Here is a 24,444-nt window from a genome sequence, read left to right as displayed (position 1 = left end):
CCTGACGATCCGTCGGGCCTGTGTGGGGGCACAAGAGTTTGCGTTGCGGGCAGTATCGGCGCTGGCGGGTTTTGAGGCGTCAGCATGTAATTTCTTCTTCAATACGAACGAGCGTTCGCGGTACTGACACCGGGTCATGGCGTCTAAGCCTGAACGGCTCCGCAACGTGACACGGCATCATCGAAGCTGGCAAGCCAAAGCCGGGATCGCCTCGATTCTGGCGTTGCTCTTGATTGCACCCGTCTCGGCCCAGGAAGCGGGACTCAACAGCGTCCACGACAAATATCCCGAACCTGTATTGTCTTTCGACGACGAGGAGACCGCAACCGGCAAGCCGGACGATAGCCTTGCCGCCGCTATAGCCGAGACGCTGGTATCCAATCCGGGGCTCGCGGCGCGGCGTTATGACCTTCGCGCCACCGACGATGAAATCGGGATCGCGCTGTCGGGGATTCGGCCCACCGCGCGAATGCAGGTCTCTGGCAATTATGACTATATCCTGCCCGGCTCGATCACCCAGGCCGGCAGACCTCTTTCCGACCGGCTCAATGACCCGCATATCCAGCGGAACAGCGTGGCGACGCAATTGGTCATCGATCAACCGATCACGACCGGAGGCCGTGTGCGCGGAGCAGTGCGCGCTGCCACGGCAGCCAGCGCGGCAGGCCGCGAAGTCCTGCGCGGCGCCGAAGGCGATCTGCTCGTCGACCTGATCGCCGCCTATAGCGACGTCCGTCGGGACCGGCGCGCCCTGTCCATTCGTCTCAAGAATCTGCACATCCTCGAAGAGACGCTCGACGAAATCGTAGCGCGGCGTGACGCGGGCGAACTCACGCGCACCGACATCGCACAGGCCGAAACGCAGTTGCAGGCCGCGCGCGTTCAGCGCAATTCGGCCGAGGCCCAGTTGGAAGCGAGCATCGCAGCCTTTGTTGCAATCGTCGGACGCGAACCGGGCAAGCTCGCGGAAGAACCTGCGCTTCCCGGTCTGCCTCAAAGCGCCGATGCGGCTTTCGCTCTGGCGGAGGCTGCAAATCCCGATCTTGCGGCGGCGATCGCGACCGAACGATCGTCGCGCGCTCGGATCGCCGCGGCGCGGGCCGAGGGCAATCCGCAACTGTCGATCCAGGGCATCGCCGGGACGAATGGTCCGGCGGTTCCATTCAACCGGCGCGAGCATGATGTGACCTTCACTGGTCGAGCAACTCTGAGCATCCCGATCGTCTCGGGCGGCCGCGTGCGTTCGCTGGTTGCGCAGGCGAAGAATCGGCAGACTGCCGATGCGCTGCGGGTCGAAGCGACCCACCGGCAGATGGTGCAGGTAGTAATCAATGCCTGGAACCAGTGGGTGACCGCGGATCGCAACTTTGAGGCGCAGAAGCTTCAGCTCAAGGCGGCGCGAATCTACTACGAAGGGACGTACGAGGAGTATCGCGAAGGGTTGCGATCGACCTTCGACGTGCTTTACGCGCAAAACTCGCTGCGTGAGACGGAAGTGGCCCTGCTGGACAGCAAGCGCGACCGCTATGTCGCGCAGGCCGTTCTGCTTCGCCATTTGGGAAAGCTCGAAGCGCGCCAATTGCTTGCTGCGTCGCCGGTCTATGATCCGGCAGACTATACGCACCGCGCCGCACGGCGCGGCGGACTCCCAAGCGACGCGGTATTCCGCGCGATCGACAGTATTGGTGCGCCGGCCGCGCGGCCGCAGCGCATCGACAGGCCCGCATCCGTCACCGATCACAAGCTGCTGCCGCCAAGCACGTCCGATCAGCCGCGTGACCTTATCAGGCACGGCGGCACCGTCTCAGAGGAAGGCGCGCAATGACCAAGGACGAGGCGCCCCGATCCGCCCTCGGCGAGCGCGATGACAGCGGGTTGATCGCCTACGCCACCATTCTTGCGCTGCACCGGATCGCGGTTGATCCGAACCAGCTCAGGCACGGTGTCGGCCACGACCGCGCGATCGATGCCGATGACCTGAAGCGTATTGCCCAGCGTCAGGATGACGTGCGCGCGAAATCGGTGCGCTCGACCTGGGACAAGCTGAAGCAGACGCCGCTGCCCGCCATGGCGAACGGGCCGGAGGGCTGGTTCATCATCGCGCGCGTCGGTGACGACGAGGCGCTGATCCAGCCGCCGTGCAAGAGCAGCGATGGCGTCCAGCCGCAAGTGATGAAAGTCGAGCGCTCCGCGCTCGGGGCGATGTGGTCGGGCGAACTTCTGCTGGTCACGACGCGCGAGGGCATCGGCGGCGTGACGCGTGCGTTCGACGTCTCCTGGTTCATCCCGCAGATCGTCAAATATCGCCGGCTGATCGGCGAGGTGCTGCTGGTTACGCTGGCGATCAATCTGCTCGGGCTCGCCTCGCCGCTCTTCTTCCAGAATGTGATCGACAAGGTTCTTGTTCACAACACCCTCGATACGTTGACGATCCTCGTTATTGGCTTCGGCGTCGTGTCGATATGGGAGACGCTGTTCGGATGGCTTCGCACCCGGCTCTATTCGGAGACGAGCCAGAAGATCGACGTCGAGCTTGGCGCGAAGCTCTTCCGTCATCTGCTTGGCCTCAATCTCGCTTATTTCGAGGCGCGGCGGGTTGGCGATGTCGCGATGCGCGTCCGCCAGTTGGAGACGATCCGCGAATTTCTGACCAACGCGTCCTTGAGCGTCCTCGTCGACCCGCTCTTCACGATCGTCTTTCTGATCGTGATGTGGTTCTATTCGGCGAAGCTCTTCGTCGTCGCGGTGCTGGCCATCCCCTGCTACATCGCGGTCGCGGTCTTCATCACCGGTCCGCTGCGTGCGCGGATCGAGGAGAAGTTCGAGCGATCGGCGGCCAACAACGCGCTGCTCGTCGAGAGCATCGGCGGTATCCAGACGGTGAAGGCGGGCGCGGTCGAGCCGCAGTGGCAGGACCGCTGGGAACGTCAGCTTGCAGGTTACAGCTTCGCCTCGCAGAAGGTCATCAACCTTTCCAACACCGGCAGCCAGCTCATCCAGTTGATCTCGAAGATCAACATGGTGCTGATCCTCTACTTCGGCGCCAAGGCGGTGATCGACAAGGATATGACGGTCGGCGCGCTCGTTGCCTTCAACATGTTCGCGCAGCGCGTCTCAGGTCCTGTGATCCGTATGGCGCAGCTCTGGCAGGATTTCCAGCAGGTGCGGATTGCGGTCGAACGTCTCGGCGACGTCCTGAACCAGCCGGTCGAGCCGGGGACCGGAAGCCGTGTTGCCCTGCCCGCGCTGAAGGGTGAGGTCGAATTCGATGGCGTCAAATTCCGTTATGGCCTGGAGGGTCCGTGGACGCTGGACACGATCGAACTTGTCGTCCCGGCGGGCACGACGCTCGGCATCGTCGGATCATCGGGTTCCGGCAAATCGACGCTGACCAAACTGCTCCAGCGTCTCTACGTGCCCGCAGCGGGACGAGTCCTGATCGATGGCGTCGATGTCGCTCAGATCGATCCCGCGTGGCTGCGCCGGCAAATCGGCGTGGTGCTCCAGGAAAATCTCCTGTTCAATCGCTCGATCCGTGAGAATATCGCACTTGCAAATCCGGCGATGCCGCTCGAACAGGTCATGGCGGCCGCGGAGCTTGCCGGCGCGCATGAGTTCATCGTCAAGCTGCCCCAAGGATACGACACGCCCGTCGAGGAGCGGGGCACCAACCTCTCGGGCGGACAGCGCCAGCGGCTGGCGATCGCGCGTGCCCTCGTCACGCAACCGCGCATTCTGATCCTCGATGAGGCGACAAGCGCACTCGACGCCGAAAGCGAGGAGATCATCCAGCGCAACCTTAAGGCAATGGCGGCGGGCCGCACCGTTATCATTATCGCGCACCGCTTGTCCGCGGTACGGCAATGCGACAATCTGATCACGCTCGAGGCGGGGCGTATTGTCGAGCGCGGATCGCATGAACAGCTACTCGCGGCGAACGGACGCTATGCCGACCTGCATCGGCGGCAGAGCGGGGGCGTCAGGGCATGAGCGGATGGAGCTATCATTGGGAGGTGTTGAAAGAGGCGTGGCGGACGGAGCGCGAGCGTAAGCGCAGCTTCATTCCAACGCGCGAAGTGGATTTCCTGCCCGCAGCGCTTGAGGTCGCCGAGAAGCCAGTGTCGCCGACCGCCCGTGTCACCGCCTGGGTACTGATGATCGGCTTGACCATCACGATCGCATGGACGGTTTTTGGCCGCGTCGACGTCGTAGCCTCCGCGCCGGGCACGCTGATCCCCACCGGCAATATCAAGCTTGTCCAGTCACCTGGCGCGGGCGTGGTGCGGGCGATCTACGTTCGCGGCGGTGATGTCGTCCACAAGGGACAAGCGCTGCTTGACCTCGACCCGACGATCGTCGGTGCTGACCTTGCCGCGGCCGAAAAAGCCTTGGCCACGGCCGAATTGGAAATCGCAAGGAACCGCGCCATCGCCGACGCGCTGTCGGGTCGCGGGCTGAACTTCATCGCACCACCGGGAACCCCGCCGGAGATCGCGATGACGCAGCGTCGCCTGATTGCGGCGCAACTCGCCGAGATCGAGGCAACGGCGGCGAGCCTAGCTTCGGCGCGCGCCACTGCATTGTCGGATGCCAACGCCGCACGCGCCAATGCTGCACGGCTCGCTGACACCGTGCCGATCCTTGATCGCCAGATCGAACGGATGAATCGGCTCGACGCTAAAGGCTATGCGCCCGGGCAACGACTTCTTGAACTCCAGCGTCAACGGCGGGCCGAAGCCGGCGAACGCGAGGTTGCGCTGACTCAGATCAGTCGCGGCGAGGCGGAGGCGCGCAAGGCCGGACAGCAGATCCGCGAGACGCGCGAACAGGCATTACGCACCGCGTTGGCCGATCTCGCCAAGGCCGAGGCGGAAGCGATCCTGCGGCGCGAAGAGGTAACCAAGGCGCGGCAGATGAACCGCTTCCAGCGGCTCGTTGCGCCAGTGGACGGAACGGTTCAGAACCTTGAGGTTCACACCGTCGGCGGCGTCGTCGAAGCGGCGAAGCCGCTGATGACAGTCGTGCCCGCGCGTGGGGCGCTCGAAGTCCGGGCGAAGATGCTCAACAAGGATGTCGGCTTCGTTCGTGTCGGTCAGGAGGCAGCAGTCAAGCTCGAGGCCTTCCCGTTCACCCGCTACGGCGCGGTGCCCGGACGCGTCGCCAGGATCAGCAGCGATGCTGTTCAGGACAAGGATCTCGGGCTGGTCTATATGGTCACGGTGACGCTTGATCGGGGTTTCGTCGATGCCGATGGAAAGCGATATGCGCTATCGCCTGGGTTGGCGGCGACGGTCGACGTGAAGACCGGAACTCGGCGAATCATTAGCTATCTATTAAGCCCACTCCAGACGAGTATTTCGCAGGCAGGACGCGAACGCTAACAGCATCAGCACAGAGGCTTCTGGCGGATTTCCTTTATACATCCAGAACGGCACAAACCCGTGATTGACGATCGCCGATAAATCGGCTTCTTATTAATATTCAGGATCGTGGGGGCGGTGCGTCGGTGAGAAACTCAGACACGTTGGAAAATGCGGCGCTAGGGATTGGGCTCTTTGTCCCGACCATGCTGCTAACATCTGCCTGCGCCAATGCCAATTGCACGGGAATAAGCGCTAAGGCGGGTGCGGTTGATTCCGAACTTCAATCCCTAGCAACTCGGGTGCGATCTGGTGATAAATATGCTCAACTCGAGTTTGGTATCCGATAGGAAGCGACACAGTGAGCGACCAAGTCTATAGCTGGACGACATGAAGGCTAGCAAAGCCATAGAATTCCAAATGAGTGGCCACAGATTTAAGGCACATATATGATACGCGGTTGGCATTTATTATCTGCGGCTTCAATCTTAGTAGCTACGGGATTCGGAGCTATTCAGGCACTCGGCACTCCTGATGCGAATGGCCCAAACACAAAGATCACAATAGATACTGGGACCGGAGAGACATTTATTGCGTACTACAGATGTCCTCGAATACATGATCAGAAAAATGGGCTTAAATCCGCTGCTGTACCAAATTTTCGAACGATCATCTTCAACGGTGAGAAGTCAAGTTTCGTCATTTCGACGGCCGACATTCCCAATGCATTTTGTGGCTCTGGACGTTATCTTGGACCGAGTGAAATCTCGGGGCCGTTCAACCTCGCCGAATTTAGACTTGACCCGACGAGTGGCCAAGCGCTCTTCGTTCGGAAGGGCGCGGTAGCCGGTGCCCAAGTCTCGTCGCCCATAAGGCTTGAAATCTCATCGGGAGTTTCAAAGCCAACACCGCATGTACAAGATAACCGCCAGAACGTTATATTCTTCAAAAATGATATGGAAGTGCAATACGCGTCATTACCCGTGGCTGAGTTGTCGATCACAGCGCGGGGGAATGCACTGACACCTGAAAGCTACGCTGCCATGGTGAACGAAATCCGGTCCCGGATCGCCGGCGTTAGCGCTACCCGCAGCCTTTCTGGAAATTCAATGTGCGTTTTCCCTCAAAGCTCCATAGATCACGTCCTGCTGACAGTCCACGAAAGCGACGTGAGGCGCCGTTTGCTCAACCCATTTATTCGGTGCAGCAAGGGGCGCCGTGGCATCACAGGAGAAAATAATAAAATCCGCATTGAGCTGACCTTCAGCCGAGCGCGCTCAGCGAAGTTAAGCTCCTCGAAGATATTTCAATACGATATTTCTAAGCCATCGGGCGATGGATATCTTTTATCTTGCAACCTTCCGATAGATCTATGTGATCGAAACGTAGACCTGAGCTCGCTCCCTGCGGTCAAAAAATTGTTTATACAGGATTCTCATTATCTGGAAGAAATAGATCTAGGTATCATGGATCCGATCGCCATTTATCATAGCGATAAGGACATCGGAGATTCAATAATATTTGTCGATAAAGATTTGCAAGCGTTTGATATTGGGGGTGTTCTATGAGTGAAGGTCTCGGAACGTTTGTAATCGACACGCGTGATATGCGCGCGATGGGCGAAGTTGTCGATAGATCACGCGTACGTGTAAACCGACAAGACCCTCAAAATCCTAATTGGGAACCGCTTGTACGCAACATCTCTATGCTGGACCCTTATCGCGATCCGGCAAGCATAAATACCATTTACAATCGCGCAATGGCCGCCGTTCGACAGCATGTGTCCCAGGATGCAAATGTATTAGCCGGAAGATACGGTTTAGTTATTTCTGCATTTGCGCAGACGGACAGGCCGAATGTTGTAACCATTAATATCGGACACGGGAACTTTTTATCCAATCAAAGTTTCTCTGCTCTCGGCGAATTGGATTCAGCTACACGGGCAGGTCTAACATATGTGGCGTCGCTTGTGCAGCAAATTCGCCAGTCGAACCCGGGAGCAAGCATCGTTCTTATGGGTGCTTTTAATGGCGGGACAATTGCCAACTTGGCAAGCGTAACCCTCGGCCTGCCCGCTGTAACCTTCATGTCAAATCCGCTTTCTCAATCGTTGGTTGATGCTTCGGTTAATTATATAACAGACTTGAGTGTAGCTGATCCGACGCTTGTATCGCCTGCTGTAGCAGCGGACCCCTACTATAACGCTGCGTGGCGTGTGGAACTTACACCGTTCCAAACGGTCGATGCGAGCGACTATATCTTTGAAACGCTTCGGCTCACGGGCACGGAAGCGTTCTCATATGACGACAGCCTCCTTCGGCAATTGAATCCTTTGATCGGTGGCCTTGAGAACGCAATCGGGCCGGCGAAAGCCGCCAAGAGACTGCGAGAGGGGCTGGAGGCGTTCGCTCAGGAAATGGCCATTACGCTGGGGGAAGATGCCGCAAAAAACGAGGTTGGAGATTTGCTCGACGCCGTAGCGCGCGGCGATCGCGATGCGGCATATGCAATTGCTGGTGGCAATGAGAGAGCGCTCGAATGGCTAAGCGATCTCTCATGGTCCAGTTTTGGCGATTCGATGTTAATTTTGAACCAATCGAATCTCTCGGAATTAATTGCGGCTCTGGGGAGCGGAGGTATCGCGTTCGGACCTGGAAATCTGCCATCCGGCTTTACTCCAGAGCAGTTTCGTTTATTGAGGCAGGGCATCTTTGCTGGAAATGGCGTGTCTCAGTATGCGCAAGATGAAACTACTATCGGATACCTGCGTTCGGCAATTAACGCGGATCCTGATTTTATAAATAGATTGGTTTCGGAGGATGGGTTCCACTCGGTAACGAGTATCATTTCCGGTTCATCCTTCCTTAAAAACAACTCTATTTTCGGCAGATTCAGCAAAGATATTTTATTAAGTCTTCGAGGGGGGCCGGAGGGAGACGCTATAGCGACCGTCATTCAGCGCGTGGAGGGGGGTGCGCGATTCGACCGACTACTCTGGCAATTCACCTCGTTTATGGTCGAAGCAAAAGGAGTTGAGCCCAATCGGCAGGACATCGAGACATTCTATGCAAGCATAATTGGTAAATTTGATGATGGCGGTTCAAACTCTCTGACGCAATTCCTTGGCGAAGTTCTGTCCGTCGGTCCAAGGGAGCAGTTTTTCGAACAGGTTTCACAGTTTGCTTTTGACTTTCCTGGCAACAGCGCGGGGAGTCGGCCGATGGAGAATACGTGCTTCCCCGCGGGCACAAAAATCCTTTCCGCAAATGGTAAGAATGTCTGTGTCGAAAACCTACAGGTAGGAGATTCTATCTCCTGTTATGATGAAGGCAATCCCTTCGGGCCGTTAATTACTGGAACCGTTTCTGGAATTGTGAGGCGCAAAGCTTCGAAGATCGTGACAATAAACGGTTTACGATGCACGCATGATCACAAATTATTGAATGCGGATGGAAACTTTCAAGCAGCTGATAGCTTTAGAGTTGGATCCCATTTGATCAATTCTGACGGCGAACGCGTTGAGGTATCGGAACATATCGTTGAGGATGCTGACGAGGTCGTCTTTGCAATCACGGTTGCTCCGCATGCAACATTGGTCGCAGAAGGGTTACGTGTTCACAACGAAGCGCGATGCAGTATCTACGACGAATTTTTTCGTTTAGATGAAAATCTAGCGATCAAGACTAATATCCATATCGATGGCACCGTTGTTATGGAGTATATCGACGGTCGTGGAGTAAAGACCGGCGAACGGATCATCAGTGACAAGGTCACTCTTGAGAGAATCTACAAAGAATACATAGAGCTGAACGGGCTCGAAGAGCGCGACGGTGACGGTGTCTATCGTCCGAAACTTCCGCCGGCGCAGATTGAGGAGATTTATCGATCCGAACTTCGCGCTCACGAAGATGCCGAGATGTTTGGGTCTCTTGGCAATGCGCTTGGTTCGATTCTGGGCGAACGGATTGCCGGGCAGGACGTAGCGCTTGGGGTTGTTTTGAAGGGCACTCTCGGAACCGCGCTAGAAAATATATTTGAGGCGGCTAGTGTTGGTCATCTATGGTCCGAATTGCCGCTCTCTGAACTTGAAATTCTGGGTAACGTCGAGGTCGAGTTTTCGGGCAACCTTACCGGGGCGGTTTCATCATATTTGATCGCAGAACTCATTGCCGCGGTTGGGATCGACGGAGTCCCGGGAGAGGTATTGCAAACCTCTGCGGGCTCGGTCGTAAGCACCATGGTCCAGAATATCATAAATGGGACCGGAGCTTTTGATGGAATTGGGGGAGCAATAGGAAATAGCATTGGTTCGTTTATAGGTACGAAACTTGCTTCCGAGATCATCTCGTTTGATACGATAGGTGGCCAAATTGGCTCGTCGCTCGGTGCCAGTGCCGGTTCGATATTCGGCGCAAAGCTAATCACAGCGGCCTTCCCCAAGCTCTTAAGTTCCCTTTCATGGGCAGGCGGACCCGTTGGCGCTGCGGTTGGCGCTTTTCTGGGCTTCATGGTTGGCGGACTAATTGGCTCAATCTTTGGCGGCACACCGCGATCCGGCGCTGATGTGAAGTGGGATGAACGCACCCAGCAATTTACCGTGGCAAATGTTTACTCAAAGAAGGGCGGCAGCAAAGAGAGCGCCCGCTCGATCGCGGCGGGAGTTGCAGACTCGGTCAATTCGATCTTGAATTACCTCGGTGGCGTTCTCGAGAATCCCGAGAGCATCCAAGTCGGAAACTATGGGATGCGTGGGAAGGCGTTTGTTTACCGTCCCTACTCGACCCGAGAAAAGAGTGCGATCACGATGCGGTTCTCGGGGGCCAACGCATCTTCCGAACTAATGGAGTTCGGCCTGAAGACTGCCCTAACAGATAGCGATTTCAACGTGTGGGGAGGAAGCGTAATAATAAAGCGCGCATTCTATAACTATATAGATCGTGTAAAATCCGGGCAAGCATCATTTGATAATGCGGAGCTTTTCGGAAATCTAGCCAGCGCTAGCAGTTTCGAAGCCGTTTTTGGTTTCTTGCCTGCGACGATTTCACTGGCTTCGGTCTCTAGCGGGACCGTGGAGGCCGCGGAATTTGCCATTGCCTTGGCCCGAGGTCATGAACTCGGCTTGGATAAGAGAGCGCGCTCCGATTGGTTCGGCGGTTTCGGCTATCTTAAAGAAACAAGCGGGTTTGGCTATGACACATTCGATTTCAAGCTCTCAGAAGACACCGCGTCGGGACAGCTATATCGCAAACTGACTTTTGGCGAGTTCCAACTTCAAGATTTGATTGCCACCGGCGCACAAGATCGTGTTGTGGGGAGCAGCGCCAATGATGTCATTGATGCGCGAGGCGGCGATATTGACAATATCATTGGGCTCACCGTCAATGGCAAATTTCGCAGTGACATTGCTCTGGACGCGGCCGATTTCTCAGCGGGCGTCCAGCAAATCTCATTCTCAACGGGTTCGTCAAGGACGACGACGCAAATAGGTATAATCTCGGATCAGATATTCGAGAAGGATGAAAAATTCACTTTAGAAATCGGTGAATCTGAGAACCTCTTTATCGCTGATCGCCAAGGAGTAGTGACCATTGCCGAAAAGGGATCTAAAGCACATCTGATCGTCGGCGATAGTTACGTCGCTACAACCGATTCGTACGTGGTATTTCGAATTTCGCTTTCGAAATCCGTAGCTGGCGTCGTCTCGTCAATTCTAGAGCTTGCTTCTGCCGACGGCGACGCGCTGTCGGTTGGTATGGAGGTAAGCGCCAATGGCGTCGATAATTGGGTTGAGAGTCAAGTTGCAGTCTTCAGCGGTGGCGTGACAGAGCTTTTCGTGCGTGTGCCCGTGTCGGCGGTATCACCCAGGCGTCCCTCCAATTCGGCAAGCTATGAGTTGGGAGTCGTGGCGGAGATCAATCTGAAAGCGAGCGCAGTTGCCGGTTTGGAATTCCTCGCGGAAAGCGCTGAAACGAGCGATGGTACCGGAAGAATCATCGAAGATGGCGATAATCCTCGCAATTTCGTTTGGATCGATGATGTAGTCGTTCATGAAGAAAGCGGTACTTCGTTTGCTTCAATCGGACGTAGCCGAGCAGCCGCAGGAGCGTCCGTCACCGTTACAGCGCGAGAAGATCGCTCCCTGAGGATCGCGATCGCTGCGAGCATAGATGGTGGAGCCGGAAGCGATACGATTTATGCGTCTGACAATGGAGACAACTTGATTGGAGGATCCGGAAGCGATCTACTTTATGGTGGTCGGCTCGACGACTGGCTGTTCGGCGGCGATGGTGACGACGTTCTCGATGCGGGAACCGCCAATGCCTTGGCCCTTGGTGGCGACGGTAACTACCTCACCGGCGGTGCAGGCAACGATATTCTACGCGGCCGCGAGGGTTCGGACTGGCTCGAAGGCGGCGATGGGATCGACACGATCACCGGTGGCGCTGGCGATGACATCCTCACCGGTGGAGCCGGCGATGGCGACGATCTGAAGGGCGGTGTCGGCAACGACCAGTATCTCATCCGCCTCGGCGATGGTGCAGACATCGCCGAAGACGATGCGACCGGGGCGCCGGTCTCGAACGGAACGGGCGATGCGATCACGCAGCGCATGGCGGCGATCGAAGCGTGGAAACTCAATCCACTCGCCGCGGGCGCCATTCGGCCCGACTGGATCGGCGCGACGTCGGGCGTGCAACAGGGTGTCGTGTCGGGCGGCGAAGACGCGGTCGTGTTTGGCGCCGGAATTGGCATTGGCGACATCCGTATGCAGCGGTCCGGCACCAGCGCGGTTCCCGGGAACGATCTCGTCATCCAAGTGATGCAGACCGACCCCGCGACGGGTCTCGAAAGTTTCAGCGGAACTCAGCTCACCATCAAGGATTGGTTCTCGAACCCCTTCAAGCGGGTCGAGTGGCTCAAATTCGCTGACGGAACGGAAATCCGTGTGGGCGACATCACGAGCTTCATCGTGGGGGGATCGGGCGACGATGTCTTGATCGGCACCGCCGGCAACGATTTCGTCTATGGCGGCGCCGGAGATGATCAGCTCTTCCTGCTCGGCGGCGACGATGTCGGCAACGGCGCTTCAGGCAACGACCTGGTGTGGGGCGATGAAGGCCGCGATCTGCTTATCGGCGGCACGGGGAATGACGAACTCCTGGGCGGCGCTGGGGCCGACGCTATCTCAGGCGATGCAGGCGCGGATTATCTCTATGGTGCTGGCGATCGCGACATTCTTTCCGGTGGACGCGGCGATGGCGATCTTGTCATTGGCGGTGCCGGCGACGATATTTTCAAATTTTCGCGCGGTGACGGCCGCGACACCTATTTCGACGATTTTTCCGACCATTGGGAAGATGTCTGGACCTCCGCCGGGCAATGGAACACCGCAGGCGGCTATCACTACGACGCGCTGACCGGCGAAGTGACGGGTCCTGGCGGTGTGGTTCTGCGCAAGAATTTCGGGACCGCTACCGAGCCCGATTTCCAGTGGGTTGGCGGGATCGACTACGACAGCGTGACGGGTTCGCTCAAATATTTCAATCCGCCTGCCGGTGCGGCGATCACCGCGAACAGCGGGATCGATACGATCGAATTCGCGCCCGGAATCAATTTGCAGGACGTCATTCTCTGCCGTTCCGGTGACGATCTTGTCATGGCGGTGGCCAGCGACGATCTCGATGTGAGCAATATCGGGGGCGTCACGGACAGCATCACGATCAAGGACTGGTATCTTTCGCCTGGCCAGATCGAGAAGCTTGCCTTTTATGCGACCGGCATACTCGACGTCACGCCGGGCTCGACAAATCTGGTAGCTGGCACCGATGGCGTCGATGGCTCGCTGACGACGCCGCTTGCGGGCAGCGCGATCGCCGACTGGATGACGGCTGGGGCTGGAGACGATGTTGTCGCTGGCGGCGCGGGCAACGACATTATCGCTGGCAATTCCGGATCGGACGTTTTGCGCGGCCAATCCGGCAATGATGTCCTTTATGGCGGTACCGGCAACGACATTCTCGACGGCGGCTCGGGCAAGGATATTCTCATCGGCGGCAGCGGCCTCGACACGGCATCCTATGCATCCGCCGCGAGCGCGATCCGGGTGCGCCTGTCACGTTCGTCGAACAACGGCGGCGACGCAGCCGGCGACGAATATGATTCGATCGAAAATGTCACCGGCGGGTCGGCTGCGGACAACATCGGCGGCGACGAAGGCGACAACACGATCGATGGCGGTAGCGGCGCGGACCTCCTGATGGGCGGGGCCGGCGAGGACACCTATATCTGGTCGCCGAGCAGCGGCGCGGATACGATCCGCGAAGGCGCCTTTACGGTCGACGAAGCGGTCACTGCCTCAGGCGTCCTTGCTAATGGCTATACCACGTCATGGACGAATACGGGCGCATCGTCCGGCAGCGGGAAATATTATTGGCGCCTGGAGATTCATGGCCCGGACGGCGAACTCGTTTATGATTATGCGCTGTACAGCTATGCGGCGGGAACGGCGATGCCGGCACCGGCGGCATGGAACACTGCAGGCTGGAAGGGCGGCTTCGCCAAGACGAATGGGCAGCAGGTCACGCGCGACCGCTTCGATACGAGTGTAAGCGGCGGCGGCGATGATACGATCGAATTTGCGGCGGGGGTCAGCCTCTCCGATTTGACGTTCATCCGTGCGCTGGGCGGGGTTGCCAATGCCAGCGGTCCCGATCTGATCATTCGCTACAATGGTTCGGCCGCGACGCAAATTACCATCAAGAATCATTTCACCGTCTATGGCGGCGTGGAGGCGCTGCAGTTCAACGACGGCCAGGCGGTTTCGCTCGCGAGCATTCTGTCGGCAGCCAGTTCGGCCGCCCTTCACGGGACGAGCGCCGATGACCTGATCGTTGGACAGTCGGGTGCTGGAGTCGATGCACTCTACGGCGGTGTGGGTGACGACGTTTTGAGCGGGCTCGCGGGAGATGACGCGCTCTACGGTGAAGACGGCGATGACGTGCTCGAGGGAGGCGCGGGTGCGGACCGTCTCGATGGCGGCGCCAACGCTGTCGACGGGGACGGTGATACGGTGCGCTATGTCAACTCGGCGGCCGTGACGATCGACCTTGGAACGACGGCGGCGCAATCCGGAGGCGACGCCGAAGGCGACACGCTGTTCGGTATCGAGAATGTCGTGGGTTCCAAAGATGGCGGCGACACCATCACGGGCGACGCGGGCGCCAACCGCATCGACGCCCTCGATGGCGACAATATCATCGACGGGCTGGATGGCGACGACGTGCTCGTTTCCGGAGCCGGAGCCGACACGATTCGCGGAGGTGCAGGTGAAGACAATATCAGCGCCGGAGATGGAAGCGATCAGGTCTGGGGCGGTGATGACAATGACATCGTCGTTGGCGGCGGCGGGAACGACCAACTGCGCGGAGACGGGGGCAACGATCAACTCTTCGGCAGCGACGGCAACGACACGGTTCTGGACGGCGGTGTCGGTGACGACAAAATCTACGGCGAGGCCGGCAACGACACACTAACGGGTGGCGACGGGAATGACCTGCTCGCAGGCGGGTCGGGCGCCGATATCCTGAACGGCGGCGTCGGCGACGACGTCTATTTCGTGCAATCGAACGATGGCGCGGATATCATCACCGATACGTCGGGCGCCAATATCGTCAGCTTCGATACCGGCATCTCCCATGACCGGATCTGGATGACCCAGTCGGGCTCGAACCTGAAGATCGGCGTGATTGGCGAGGATACCGTCCTCACCATTGCCAATTTCTTTTCATCGACCGGGGCCACCCGGATTCGTGAAGTGCTGACGAGCACCCATGCGATATTCCTCGACCATCCGGACACGCTCAATCTGATTGCCGCCATGACCGCGGCCTCTGTGGAGGTGCCGATGGCGGTGCCCTCGGAGATCGCGGAGATTCAGGCGCGTTATTGGCACGAGGGTGGCAAGGCGCGGCCGATCGCTCCCGCCGAACCGAGAATAGTGACGACCAACGAAGACAGCGCGGTGACGATCGACGGTAATTATGGCGTCATCGATCATGACAACAACATCGTCGGCTATCAATTGAAGGAAGGCGCCGGGCCGACCTCGGGAACGATTACGGGCTTCGATCCGGTCACGGGCGCGCTCACCTATACGCCCGATGCCGAAGCCAACGGCTCGGACAGCTTCGTGGTAATCGTCACCGATGCGGATAACCAATCGGTGGAAGTCCCGGTCCATGTGACCGTTGCCCCTGTGAACGACGCGCCGCGATCGCTTGCGGTGAAGGACGGCGCGGTGCTCGAGATCGCCGAAAGCGCGCCGGGTGCCCCGCTCGCCGTTGGAACGGTCATCGGCTTGTTTGAAAGCATCGACATCGAGGGCGATGCGGTGAGCTTCTCTCTGGTGAACGATGCCGGCGGGCGGTTTGCCATGACAGCGAACGGCACCCTGACGCTGGCCGATCCGTCCGGGATCAATTTCGAGGCGGCGACCTCGCATGTCGTCCGGGTGCGGGTGACCGACGAGCACGGCGCGTCCAGCGAGCAGGATTTCACCGTCGCCGTCCTCGATCGCAACGAGGCCAATGGACTGCCCGCCGCCTACTCCATGACGGTTGCGGAGAACAGCGCGGTCGGCGTAGTGGTGGGCTTGGTTGCGGCCAGCGACCTCGATCTGTCGGGTGCGTTTGCGGCGCAGCGCTATTATTTCTGGAACGGCACCACAGCATCTGCGATCAGCAACGATGGCCGTTATGCGATCAACGCGACGACCGGACAGATCAGCGTCAATGGCCCCCTGAATTTCGAAGGGCCTTCGCCGTCAAAATCTTACCAGGTCATTGTCAGGGACAATGCGGGCAACGTCGGCTATAATCAGGCGCAGACGACGGTAACGATCGGCATCGTCGACGCGAACGAAGCCAATAGCCTGCCGGCAAGCTACAACTGGTCGGTAAATGAAAATGTGGCTTTGGGCACCGCCGTCGGAACGGTAGCCGCCAGCGACACCGATGGAGCGGGCACCGCTTTTGCCCAGCAGCGCTATTATTTCTGGGACGACGGCGCGGTGAGCGCCGTCAGCAGCGATGGCCGCTATGCCATAGATGCCATTAGCGGCATTATCAGCACCAACGCGGCGCTCGATTTCGAAGCCGGAACGCCGTCGGCAACCTATCAAGTGGTCGCGCGCGACAATGCCGGCGATGCCGGCTTCAATCAGGTTCAGACAGCCGTGACCATCGGCATCAGCAACGTCAATGAAGCCAACAGCCTTCCGGCCACTTACAATATGGCCGTGAACGAAAATGTGGCCGTCGGAACGGTTGTGGGCACTGTCGCGGCGAGCGACCTTGACCAGTCGGGCGCGTTCGCTTCGCAGCGCTATTATTTCTGGGACGGGACGACCGCCTCGGCAACGTCGAGCGATGGCCGCTATGCCATCAATGCGACGACCGGCCAGATTACCGTCGCCGCCGCGCTAAATTTTGAGGCAGGAACGCCGACGAAGACCTATCAGGTCATCGCGCGCGACAATGCCGGCGCCGCCGGATACAAGCAGGCTCAGTCTGCGGTGACGATTGGCATCAACGATCTCAATGAGGCGCCGATCAGCCTCAACTGGACTCCAACGGTCGGCAGTGTTGCGGAACGCGATCATATCGCGGGCGAGGTCACGAGGCCGGCAATTGCGCTGGGCACGCTGTCGGTAACCGATCCCGACACCGCGGGACTACCCAACGCTACTTATAGCTATGCGCTATCGGACAGCCGCTTTGAGATCGTCGGCTCGACATTGCGTCTCAAGCAGGATGCGTCGTTCGACTATGAGGCGGGGGCGAGTGTGACCGTCACGGTTACCGGCACCGATGGGACGGGTACCCCCTTCACCATCAGCCGTGCGATCGCGATCGCCGTCACTAATATCGACGATATATTCGAGGGCACGAGCAGCGCGGACACGATTATCGGCCAATCGGGCCGGGATATCATCAGCGGATTTGCCGGGAACGACACGCTGTCGGGCGGCAGCGGCAATGACCAGATAGATGGCGGCGACGGTGCGGACCTGATTAAGGGCCAGGATGGCGACGACACGCTTCTCGGTCAGGTTGGGGCGGACACGATCTATGGCGGCGCTGGCAATGATACGCTGCGCGGCGGCAACGACGATGATCGCCTGTTCGGCGAAGCGGGTAACGATCTTTTGTACGGCGAGGCCGGGTCGGAAGGCGTTCGCGCGGCGGGGACCAGTTCCTGGCGCGGATTTACCCAGGCAGGCCTCGTCGGCGGCGACGGCAACGACCTTCTCGATGGCGGTATTGGAGACGATTATCTCGATGGCGGTGCGGGCGCCGACCAACTAATCGGCGGCGACGGGTTCGACGGCGTCGACTACAGCGCATCCAATGCCGCGGTTACGGTCAACCTCGCGACCGGAACGGGAAGCGGCGGGCACGCCCAGGGCGACGCGCTGAGCGGAATCGAACTGGTGCAGGGCTCCGCCTTTGGTGACACGATCACGGGTTCGGCTGGCTCGGACGTAATTTATGGCGGCGCGGGCAATGACCTGATCCTTGGCGGCGCGGGGAACGATTATCTGTTCGGCGGCGATGGCAATGATACGATCAACGCCGAAGCGGGCGATGACGTGCTCGACGGCGGAGCCGGTGATGACATCCTCAACGGCGGCATCGACAACGATCTCTATATCGTCACCCGATCCTCCGGGGCCGACACGATCAACAATTATGATCCGTCGGGCGATGACATCGACCTCATCGGCTTTAACGATGCGACGGGCGCCATAAACGACCAGGACCTTTGGTTCGAGCGGATCGGCGATGATCTCAAGATTAGCGTCATCGGCACGACCTCGAGCGTCCAGGTCACCAACTGGTACGGCGTCACCGACGCGAACAGTCGCGCCAATCATCAGATCGACTTCATCGTTGCAGGCACGGCCTATAGCCGTACGCTGAACATTGAAGGTCTTGTGGGCCTGATGGCGACCAAGACCAAGCCGGCAACCGCTGCGGCGCGCGACACGCTGATGGCGGACCTCAACTACAAAGCGATGTGGGCAACCTATTGGAATTCCAATGCCACGCCCACGCTGACCGCGATCGCCCAGCAGGCGACCAACGAAGATGTCGCGAAGTCCTTTTCGGTCACCGCGACCGATGACATTACGCCGGGTACGCAGATACAGCTCTCGGCGGAGGTCATCTCGGGGACGAATGTGGTCACCAACGCCGGGATCAGCTTCGGCACCCCGAACGCGAGCGGCGTTCGCACGATGACGATCAACCCGGTGGCGAATGCGAACGGCACCGCCCGCATTCGCGTAACGGCGACCGACGCCGGCGGCATATCGACGAGCCGGGAATTCAACATCGTCGTGAATGCGGTGGCCGATACGCCGACGATCACTCAGTTCACAAGTGCAGGAGGCACCTCGGGTCAGGCGGGCGGGATTCCGCTGGCACTCAACGTCAGCTATCCCGACGGAGACGGGTCCGAAACCCATGAAATCTGGATCACCGGCGTTCCCTCGGGACTCACGCTGAGCGCGGGAACCTACGACAGCGCCAGTTCGACCTGGAAGCTAACACAAGCGCAGCTTGTCAATCTCAAGCTCAATGCGCCGGTAGGATGGTCATCCGATCCGACTTTGACGGCAACGGCGCGCGCGACCGAGAATGGGCAGACCGCCGTATCGGCGGCTGTCCAGTTGACTGTATCGGTCAATGCGCCGCCGACGGGCGCGAGCCTGAACGGTAGCGTGAACGAAAATGCCGCCAACGGCACGGCTGTGGGCACCGTCGTTGGCACCGATCCCGACAACGATGCCATGACCTACAGCATGGTCAATAGCGCGGGCGGACGCTTCGCTGTCAATGCCGCAGGGGCCGTAATGGTCGCGAACGGAACCCTGCTGAACTTCGAGACAACCACCAGCCATTCAATCACGGTCCGTATCACGGATACGCGCGGTGCCTACATCGATCGCAGCTTTGCGATCGCGGTTAAAAATGTGAATGAAGCGAACAGCCTGCCCAGCAGCTATTCGATGTCTGTCAACGAGAATGTCGCGGTTGGCACGCTAGTGGGCACTGTAAAGGCGAGCGATCTGGACAGTTCCGCGGTCGCCTATGGCCAGCAGCGCTATTATTTCCTCAACGGAACGACCGCCAGCGGAACCTCCTCGGACGGGCGCTATTCGATCAACGCGACCACAGGGCAGATCAAGGTCGCCGGCGCCCTCAATTTTGAGGCCGGGACGACCAGTGTGGCTTATACGGTGATCGCCCGCGACAATGCCGGCGGCGCAGGATACAAGCAGGCGCAGACAACCGTTACGATTGCGGTTGCGAATGTGAACGAGCAGAATAGCCTACCGGCGAGTTACAGTTTCGCAGTCAATGAGAATTTGGGCATCGGAACCGCCGTTGGCACGGTGCTGGCGAGCGATCCCGATGGAGCCGGAACATTCGCGAGCCAGCGCTATTATTTCCTGAATGGGACGACCGCGAGCGCTATTTCGTCGGACGGGCGCTACCAAATCAACGCGACCACCGGCAAAATAACGACCAATGCCGTCCTGAATTACGAAGCGGGCACGCCGAGCGGTACCTATACGGTAATCGCGCGCGACAATGCCGGCGTGACGGGATACAAGCAGGCGCAGACCAGCGTGACGATCGCGGTCAAAAATGTGAATGAAGCGAACAGCCTGCCCGCCAGCTATTCAATGTCGGTCAACGAGAATGTCGCGGTTGGCACGTTGGTCGGCACTGTCGCGGCCAGCGATATCGACAGTTCCGCGGTCGCCTATGGCCAGCAGCGCTATTATTTCCTCAACGGAACGACTGTGAGCGCGACGAGCAGCGATGGCCGCTACACCATCAACGCCACCACCGGCAAAATAACGACGAAGGTGGCGCTCAACTACGAGGCGGGTTCGCCAAGCGCGACATACACGGTTATTGCGCGCGATAATGCGGGTGCTGCCGGATACAAGCAGGCGCAGACCAGCGTCACCATCGGCATCAAGAATCTGAACGAGGCCAACAGCATCGGTGCAAGCTTCAGTTTTGGCGTCAACGAGAATGTCGCGGTTGGGACGTTGGTCGGCACTGTCGCGGCCAGCGATATCGACAGTTCCGCGGTCGCATACGGCCAACAGCGCTATTATTTTCTCAACGGAACGACCGCGAGCGCGACGAGCAGCGATGGCCGCTACACCATTAACGCCACGACCGGCCAGATCACGACGAGGGTGGCGCTCAACTATGAAGCCGGGACACCCTCGGCGACCTATACGGTGATCGCCCGCGATAATGCTGGCGGCGCGGGCTATCATCAGGTGCAGACGAATGTCACCATTGGGATCAGGAATCTCAATGAGGCTAACAGCATTACGACGACCGGTCCGTTCTATGTAGCCGAAAACAAGGCGGTGGGCACGGTCGTCGGGACGGTTACGGCGACCGATCTTGATTCCTCGACCGTCGCCTTCGGCCAGCAGCGCTATTATTTCCTGAACGGAACGACCGCGAGCGCAACGAGCAGCGACGGCCGCTACACGATCGATGCGACCACGGGGCAAATCAAGGTCAAGGTTACGCTCGACTACGACACCGGCACGCCCAGCGGGACCTATACCGTAATCGCGCGTGATAATGCGGGGGCGGCCGGATATCGGCAGGCGTCGAAATCGATCACGATCAACATCACGAATATCAACGAAGCCCATACGCTCAAAAATGCAGCCGGGAGCCGAGCGGAAGGAGACTATCCGGATTATCCTGTCGTCAGTGGGACCAATGCCTACTACGATCTGCGTTCGCTTATGCTCTCCGATCCTGAAAACGGTCCGATGACCTGGACGTTCGTGGACGGCAAGTCCACCAATGGAATATGGTCTATCGAAGGATCAACGGGCCGACTGTATCTGACCGCGGGCGAGGTCGATTATGAAGCGGTTACGACCCGATACGAGACATCCTACGTTTATGATCCCTATTTTGGCATGATGGAAACGACCGTTCCGGTCCGTGATCATTCGCTGGCGACGCAGCAGCTGTCGATCAAGGCCACTGACGGGACGCATAGCGCGACCGGAACCTTCACCGCGACCATCACCGATGTGAACGAGGGACCGCAACTCAACTGGTCGCCCCGCTATATCGTTCGGGACGATCAGGGTGAGGGCTATTTCGCGACGCTGTACGGCACCGACCCCGAAACGGGCGCCGCAGCCAAAACTTATACCATCACCAATATCGTGAAGACCGAATCCCATCTCTCGCCGGGGAGCAGTTCGGATGTCGATAATTCCGGGAATCCGACTCTCTCGGTTGGCTATGCCGACGGCAAGCTCTCCTTCGCGGTACCGGGCGATGGCGAATGGGAAGGCGGCATCAAGAACCATCCGACGTTGGGCGGACGCTGGTACTACCAGCTCGACTATCAGGTCACGGTGCGCATGACCGACGCATCCGGCGTGGCCGGTACGTCGACCTTCACCGTCACCTTCCTCAAGCATGGCACCTCAACGGTGCTTCCCATCATGTTCGATCTCGATGGCGATGGCATCGAACTGGTCGGCTATGAAAATTCGGCTGTCGCCTTCGACATGGATCTTGATGGCATCGCGGACCGCACCGGCTGGGTGGGGGCCGACGATGGCATGCTGGTCATCGATCGTAACGGCAACGGGACAATCGACGATGCGAGCGAAATATCCTTCGTTGGCGATGCGCCGGGAGCCGCGACCGACCTCGAAGGCCTGCGTGCTTATGACACTGACAAGGACGGATATTTTGATACCGGTGACGTGGATTTCGGAAACTTCCTGATCTGGCGCGACGTCAACCAGGATGGCGTGAGCCAGGCCGGGGAACTCAAGTCGCTGACAGAATGGGGCATTCGCGCCATTAACCTTTCCATGACGCTGACCGGCCAGGACCCCGATCAGGAGGACAATGTCATCTTCGCGACGACCGATTTCGAGAAGACCGACGGCACCACCGGCGCGGTCGGGGACGTGTTCCTGAAATTTGCGCCCTCGGATATCGATGACATCGCAGCGCCGATCGTCCTCGATTTCGATGGCGACGGTGCCGGTCTCGTGACACTGGCGGAGAGCAAGACCCGTTTCGATATGAACGGCGACGGGATAGCCGATAAGACGGGATGGATTGAGCAGGGCGACGCGTTTCTCGCTCTCGATAGAAACGCCAACGGCAAGATCGACGACGTTTCGGAAATATCCTTTGTCGGCGACAAGGAGGGAGCGAAAACCGACCTGGAGGGCCTCGCCGCCTTCGACAGCAACGGGGATGGCGTGCTCAATGGCGATGACGCCCGCTTCGCCGAGTTCCGCCTGTGGTTCGACAGCAATTCGAATGGCGAGACTGACGCCGGAGAGCTGCTGAGCCTGGCCGAGGCCGGTGTGGCCGCGATTGATTTGAGCGGTGTCGCAACTGGTGAAACGGCAACGTCGGGCAAGAACATCGTATACAATAAGGGCATCTTCACCCGCGTTGGCGGGGGCGATGGTGAACTTCTCGATGTCGGCCTCGCCTTCAAAGCCATGACGGCACTGCCTGATGTGGAATTCCAGACGAGTAGCTGGGGCGGAAAATCCGAACGTTATCGGTTGAATGCTTCAGGCGGCAATGTCCGGGTCGTTCCTCGCTATCCGAAGGGGCCGTTGGCGGCCGAGGCAGGTCAGGTCGCCGGAGCGGCAATGATCTCGACGCGCAACGGCGATTATGGGCTGCTGTCGACCATATTGCTGGATATTGACGGAGACGGGCTTGAAGCCAAGCGGGCGAGCAAATCGAAGGCGCGTTTCGACATGAACGGCGATGGCCTTCGCGACGATACTGGCTGGGCGTCGGGCGGCGACGGTATGCTCGTCATCGACCGCGACAATGATGGAAAGATCAGCCACGCATCCGAGCTCTCTTTCCTCTCCGAGAAGGAAGACGCAAAGAATAGCTGGGAAGGCCTTGCCGCACTCGACAGCAACAAGGACGGCAAGCTCGACAAGAACGACGCGCGCTTCGGCGAACTCAAAGTGTGGTCCGACGGAAACGGTGATGGTATCTCGCAGGTTGGTGAGCTCAAGACGCTTGCCGAGCTCAGCATCGCCGAGATCGGGCTACGCAATGCCGCAACCTCGGACAGCGTCAAGCTTGGACGGAACCTCGCCCTGTCGACCGCAACCTTCAAGCGTGAGAATGGTACAACCGCGACGATCGGCAGCGTAGCGCTTGGCTTCGAAGCCGCAAAGATCGCCGCACGCTCGCCCGGGCTTCCAACGGGACCATATGCGCGGCGGTCGATCGACGAATTGGACGCGGCGCGCGCGGCGTCTAATCTGGCACAGGCGATGAGCCGGTTCGGTATCGAGGCCTCCGCCGACAGCTTGCGAAATCTGCCGAATGATGGAATGGCGCCGCATGATTGGCTTGCCGCTGCGGTGGCTTGAGATCGGGACGATATGAACAGGAAACCAAATTCTTCGGGAAAGAAGGCATCGGGCAAGGCGGAGGCCACGACCCCGCCACCGACCGTCAGCCATCTGCTTGGTGAAATGACCTGGCTCCTGACCCAGTCACCCTTGCATCGTGCCTTCAGCATCGGTGACCTCGAATGGCTGGTCATGCCCGCACTCATTCATCAGCAATTCTATATGTTTCGTGACGGACAGCAGCCGGTAGGCCTTGCGATGTGGGCCAAATGCACCCCCGAGGCGGTCGCCAAGCTCGACCGCGGCATGATCGAGCCTGAGAACCGGCTAACACTCGAAGAGTGGACGTCCGGCGATCAGGTGTGGCTCGTCGATCTGGTTGCGCCCTTTGCGAACGCGGAGAACCGGCATCGCGAACTGATGATCGCCGATCTTATCTCCAAACCCCTCAAAGGCGTTGAGTTTCATTTCCATCAGACCGATCCAGCCACCGGCAAGCGCGTTGTTCAGACCATCGCCGCCGATGCTGGCGATAAGCTGCTCGACGCGATCAAGGGGGTCGCGGAAACGAGCCCGCCCGAATAGGCGACGCGTATCACG

6 protein-coding genes are annotated in these 24,444 nt (G+C 58.9%); all 6 read left to right on the top strand.

What is annotated here, in order from left to right; translation table 11 throughout:
* Positions 1-136: 136 nt before the first annotated feature.
* The 6 genes from KNJ79_RS02775 to KNJ79_RS02750 all read left to right on the top strand — a co-directional run bounded on the left by KNJ79_RS02775 (position 137) and on the right by KNJ79_RS02750 (position 24,429).
* A complete protein-coding gene (locus tag KNJ79_RS02775; RefSeq protein WP_317152712.1) occupies positions 137-1,825 on the top strand; it encodes a TolC family outer membrane protein in 1,689 nt (562 codons plus the stop codon).
* Positions 1,822-3,990 (top strand): type I secretion system permease/ATPase, encoded by a 2,169-nt coding sequence (locus KNJ79_RS02770; protein ID WP_317152711.1) that lies wholly within the window; start codon positions 1,822-1,824, stop codon positions 3,988-3,990. Before KNJ79_RS02775 ends, KNJ79_RS02770 begins: the two co-directional genes overlap by 4 nt.
* Positions 3,987-5,381 carry an HlyD family type I secretion periplasmic adaptor subunit gene (locus KNJ79_RS02765; protein ID WP_317152710.1) on the top strand — a complete coding sequence of 465 codons (1,395 nt, stop codon included), beginning with the start codon at positions 3,987-3,989 and terminating at the stop codon, positions 5,379-5,381. Before KNJ79_RS02770 ends, KNJ79_RS02765 begins: the two co-directional genes overlap by 4 nt.
* A gap of 428 nt (positions 5,382-5,809) precedes the next feature.
* Positions 5,810-6,928 carry a hypothetical protein gene (locus KNJ79_RS02760; RefSeq protein ID WP_317152709.1) on the top strand — a complete coding sequence of 373 codons (1,119 nt, stop codon included), beginning with the start codon at positions 5,810-5,812 and terminating at the stop codon, positions 6,926-6,928.
* A complete protein-coding gene (locus KNJ79_RS02755) occupies positions 6,925-23,862 on the top strand; it encodes a cadherin domain-containing protein (RefSeq protein WP_317152708.1) in 16,938 nt (5,645 codons plus the stop codon). The genes KNJ79_RS02760 and KNJ79_RS02755 overlap by 4 nt, the downstream gene beginning before the upstream one ends.
* Before the next feature lie 12 nt (positions 23,863-23,874).
* Positions 23,875-24,429, top strand: a complete 555-nt coding sequence (locus KNJ79_RS02750) for a toxin-activating lysine-acyltransferase (RefSeq protein ID WP_317152707.1) — start codon at positions 23,875-23,877, stop codon at positions 24,427-24,429.
* Positions 24,430-24,444: the final 15 nt, after the last annotated feature.

Source organism: Sphingopyxis indica (assembly GCF_032879645.1).
In the GTDB taxonomy this organism is placed as follows: domain Bacteria; phylum Pseudomonadota; class Alphaproteobacteria; order Sphingomonadales; family Sphingomonadaceae; genus Sphingopyxis; species Sphingopyxis indica.
This window is presented reverse-complemented; position numbering and strand designations above follow the sequence as displayed.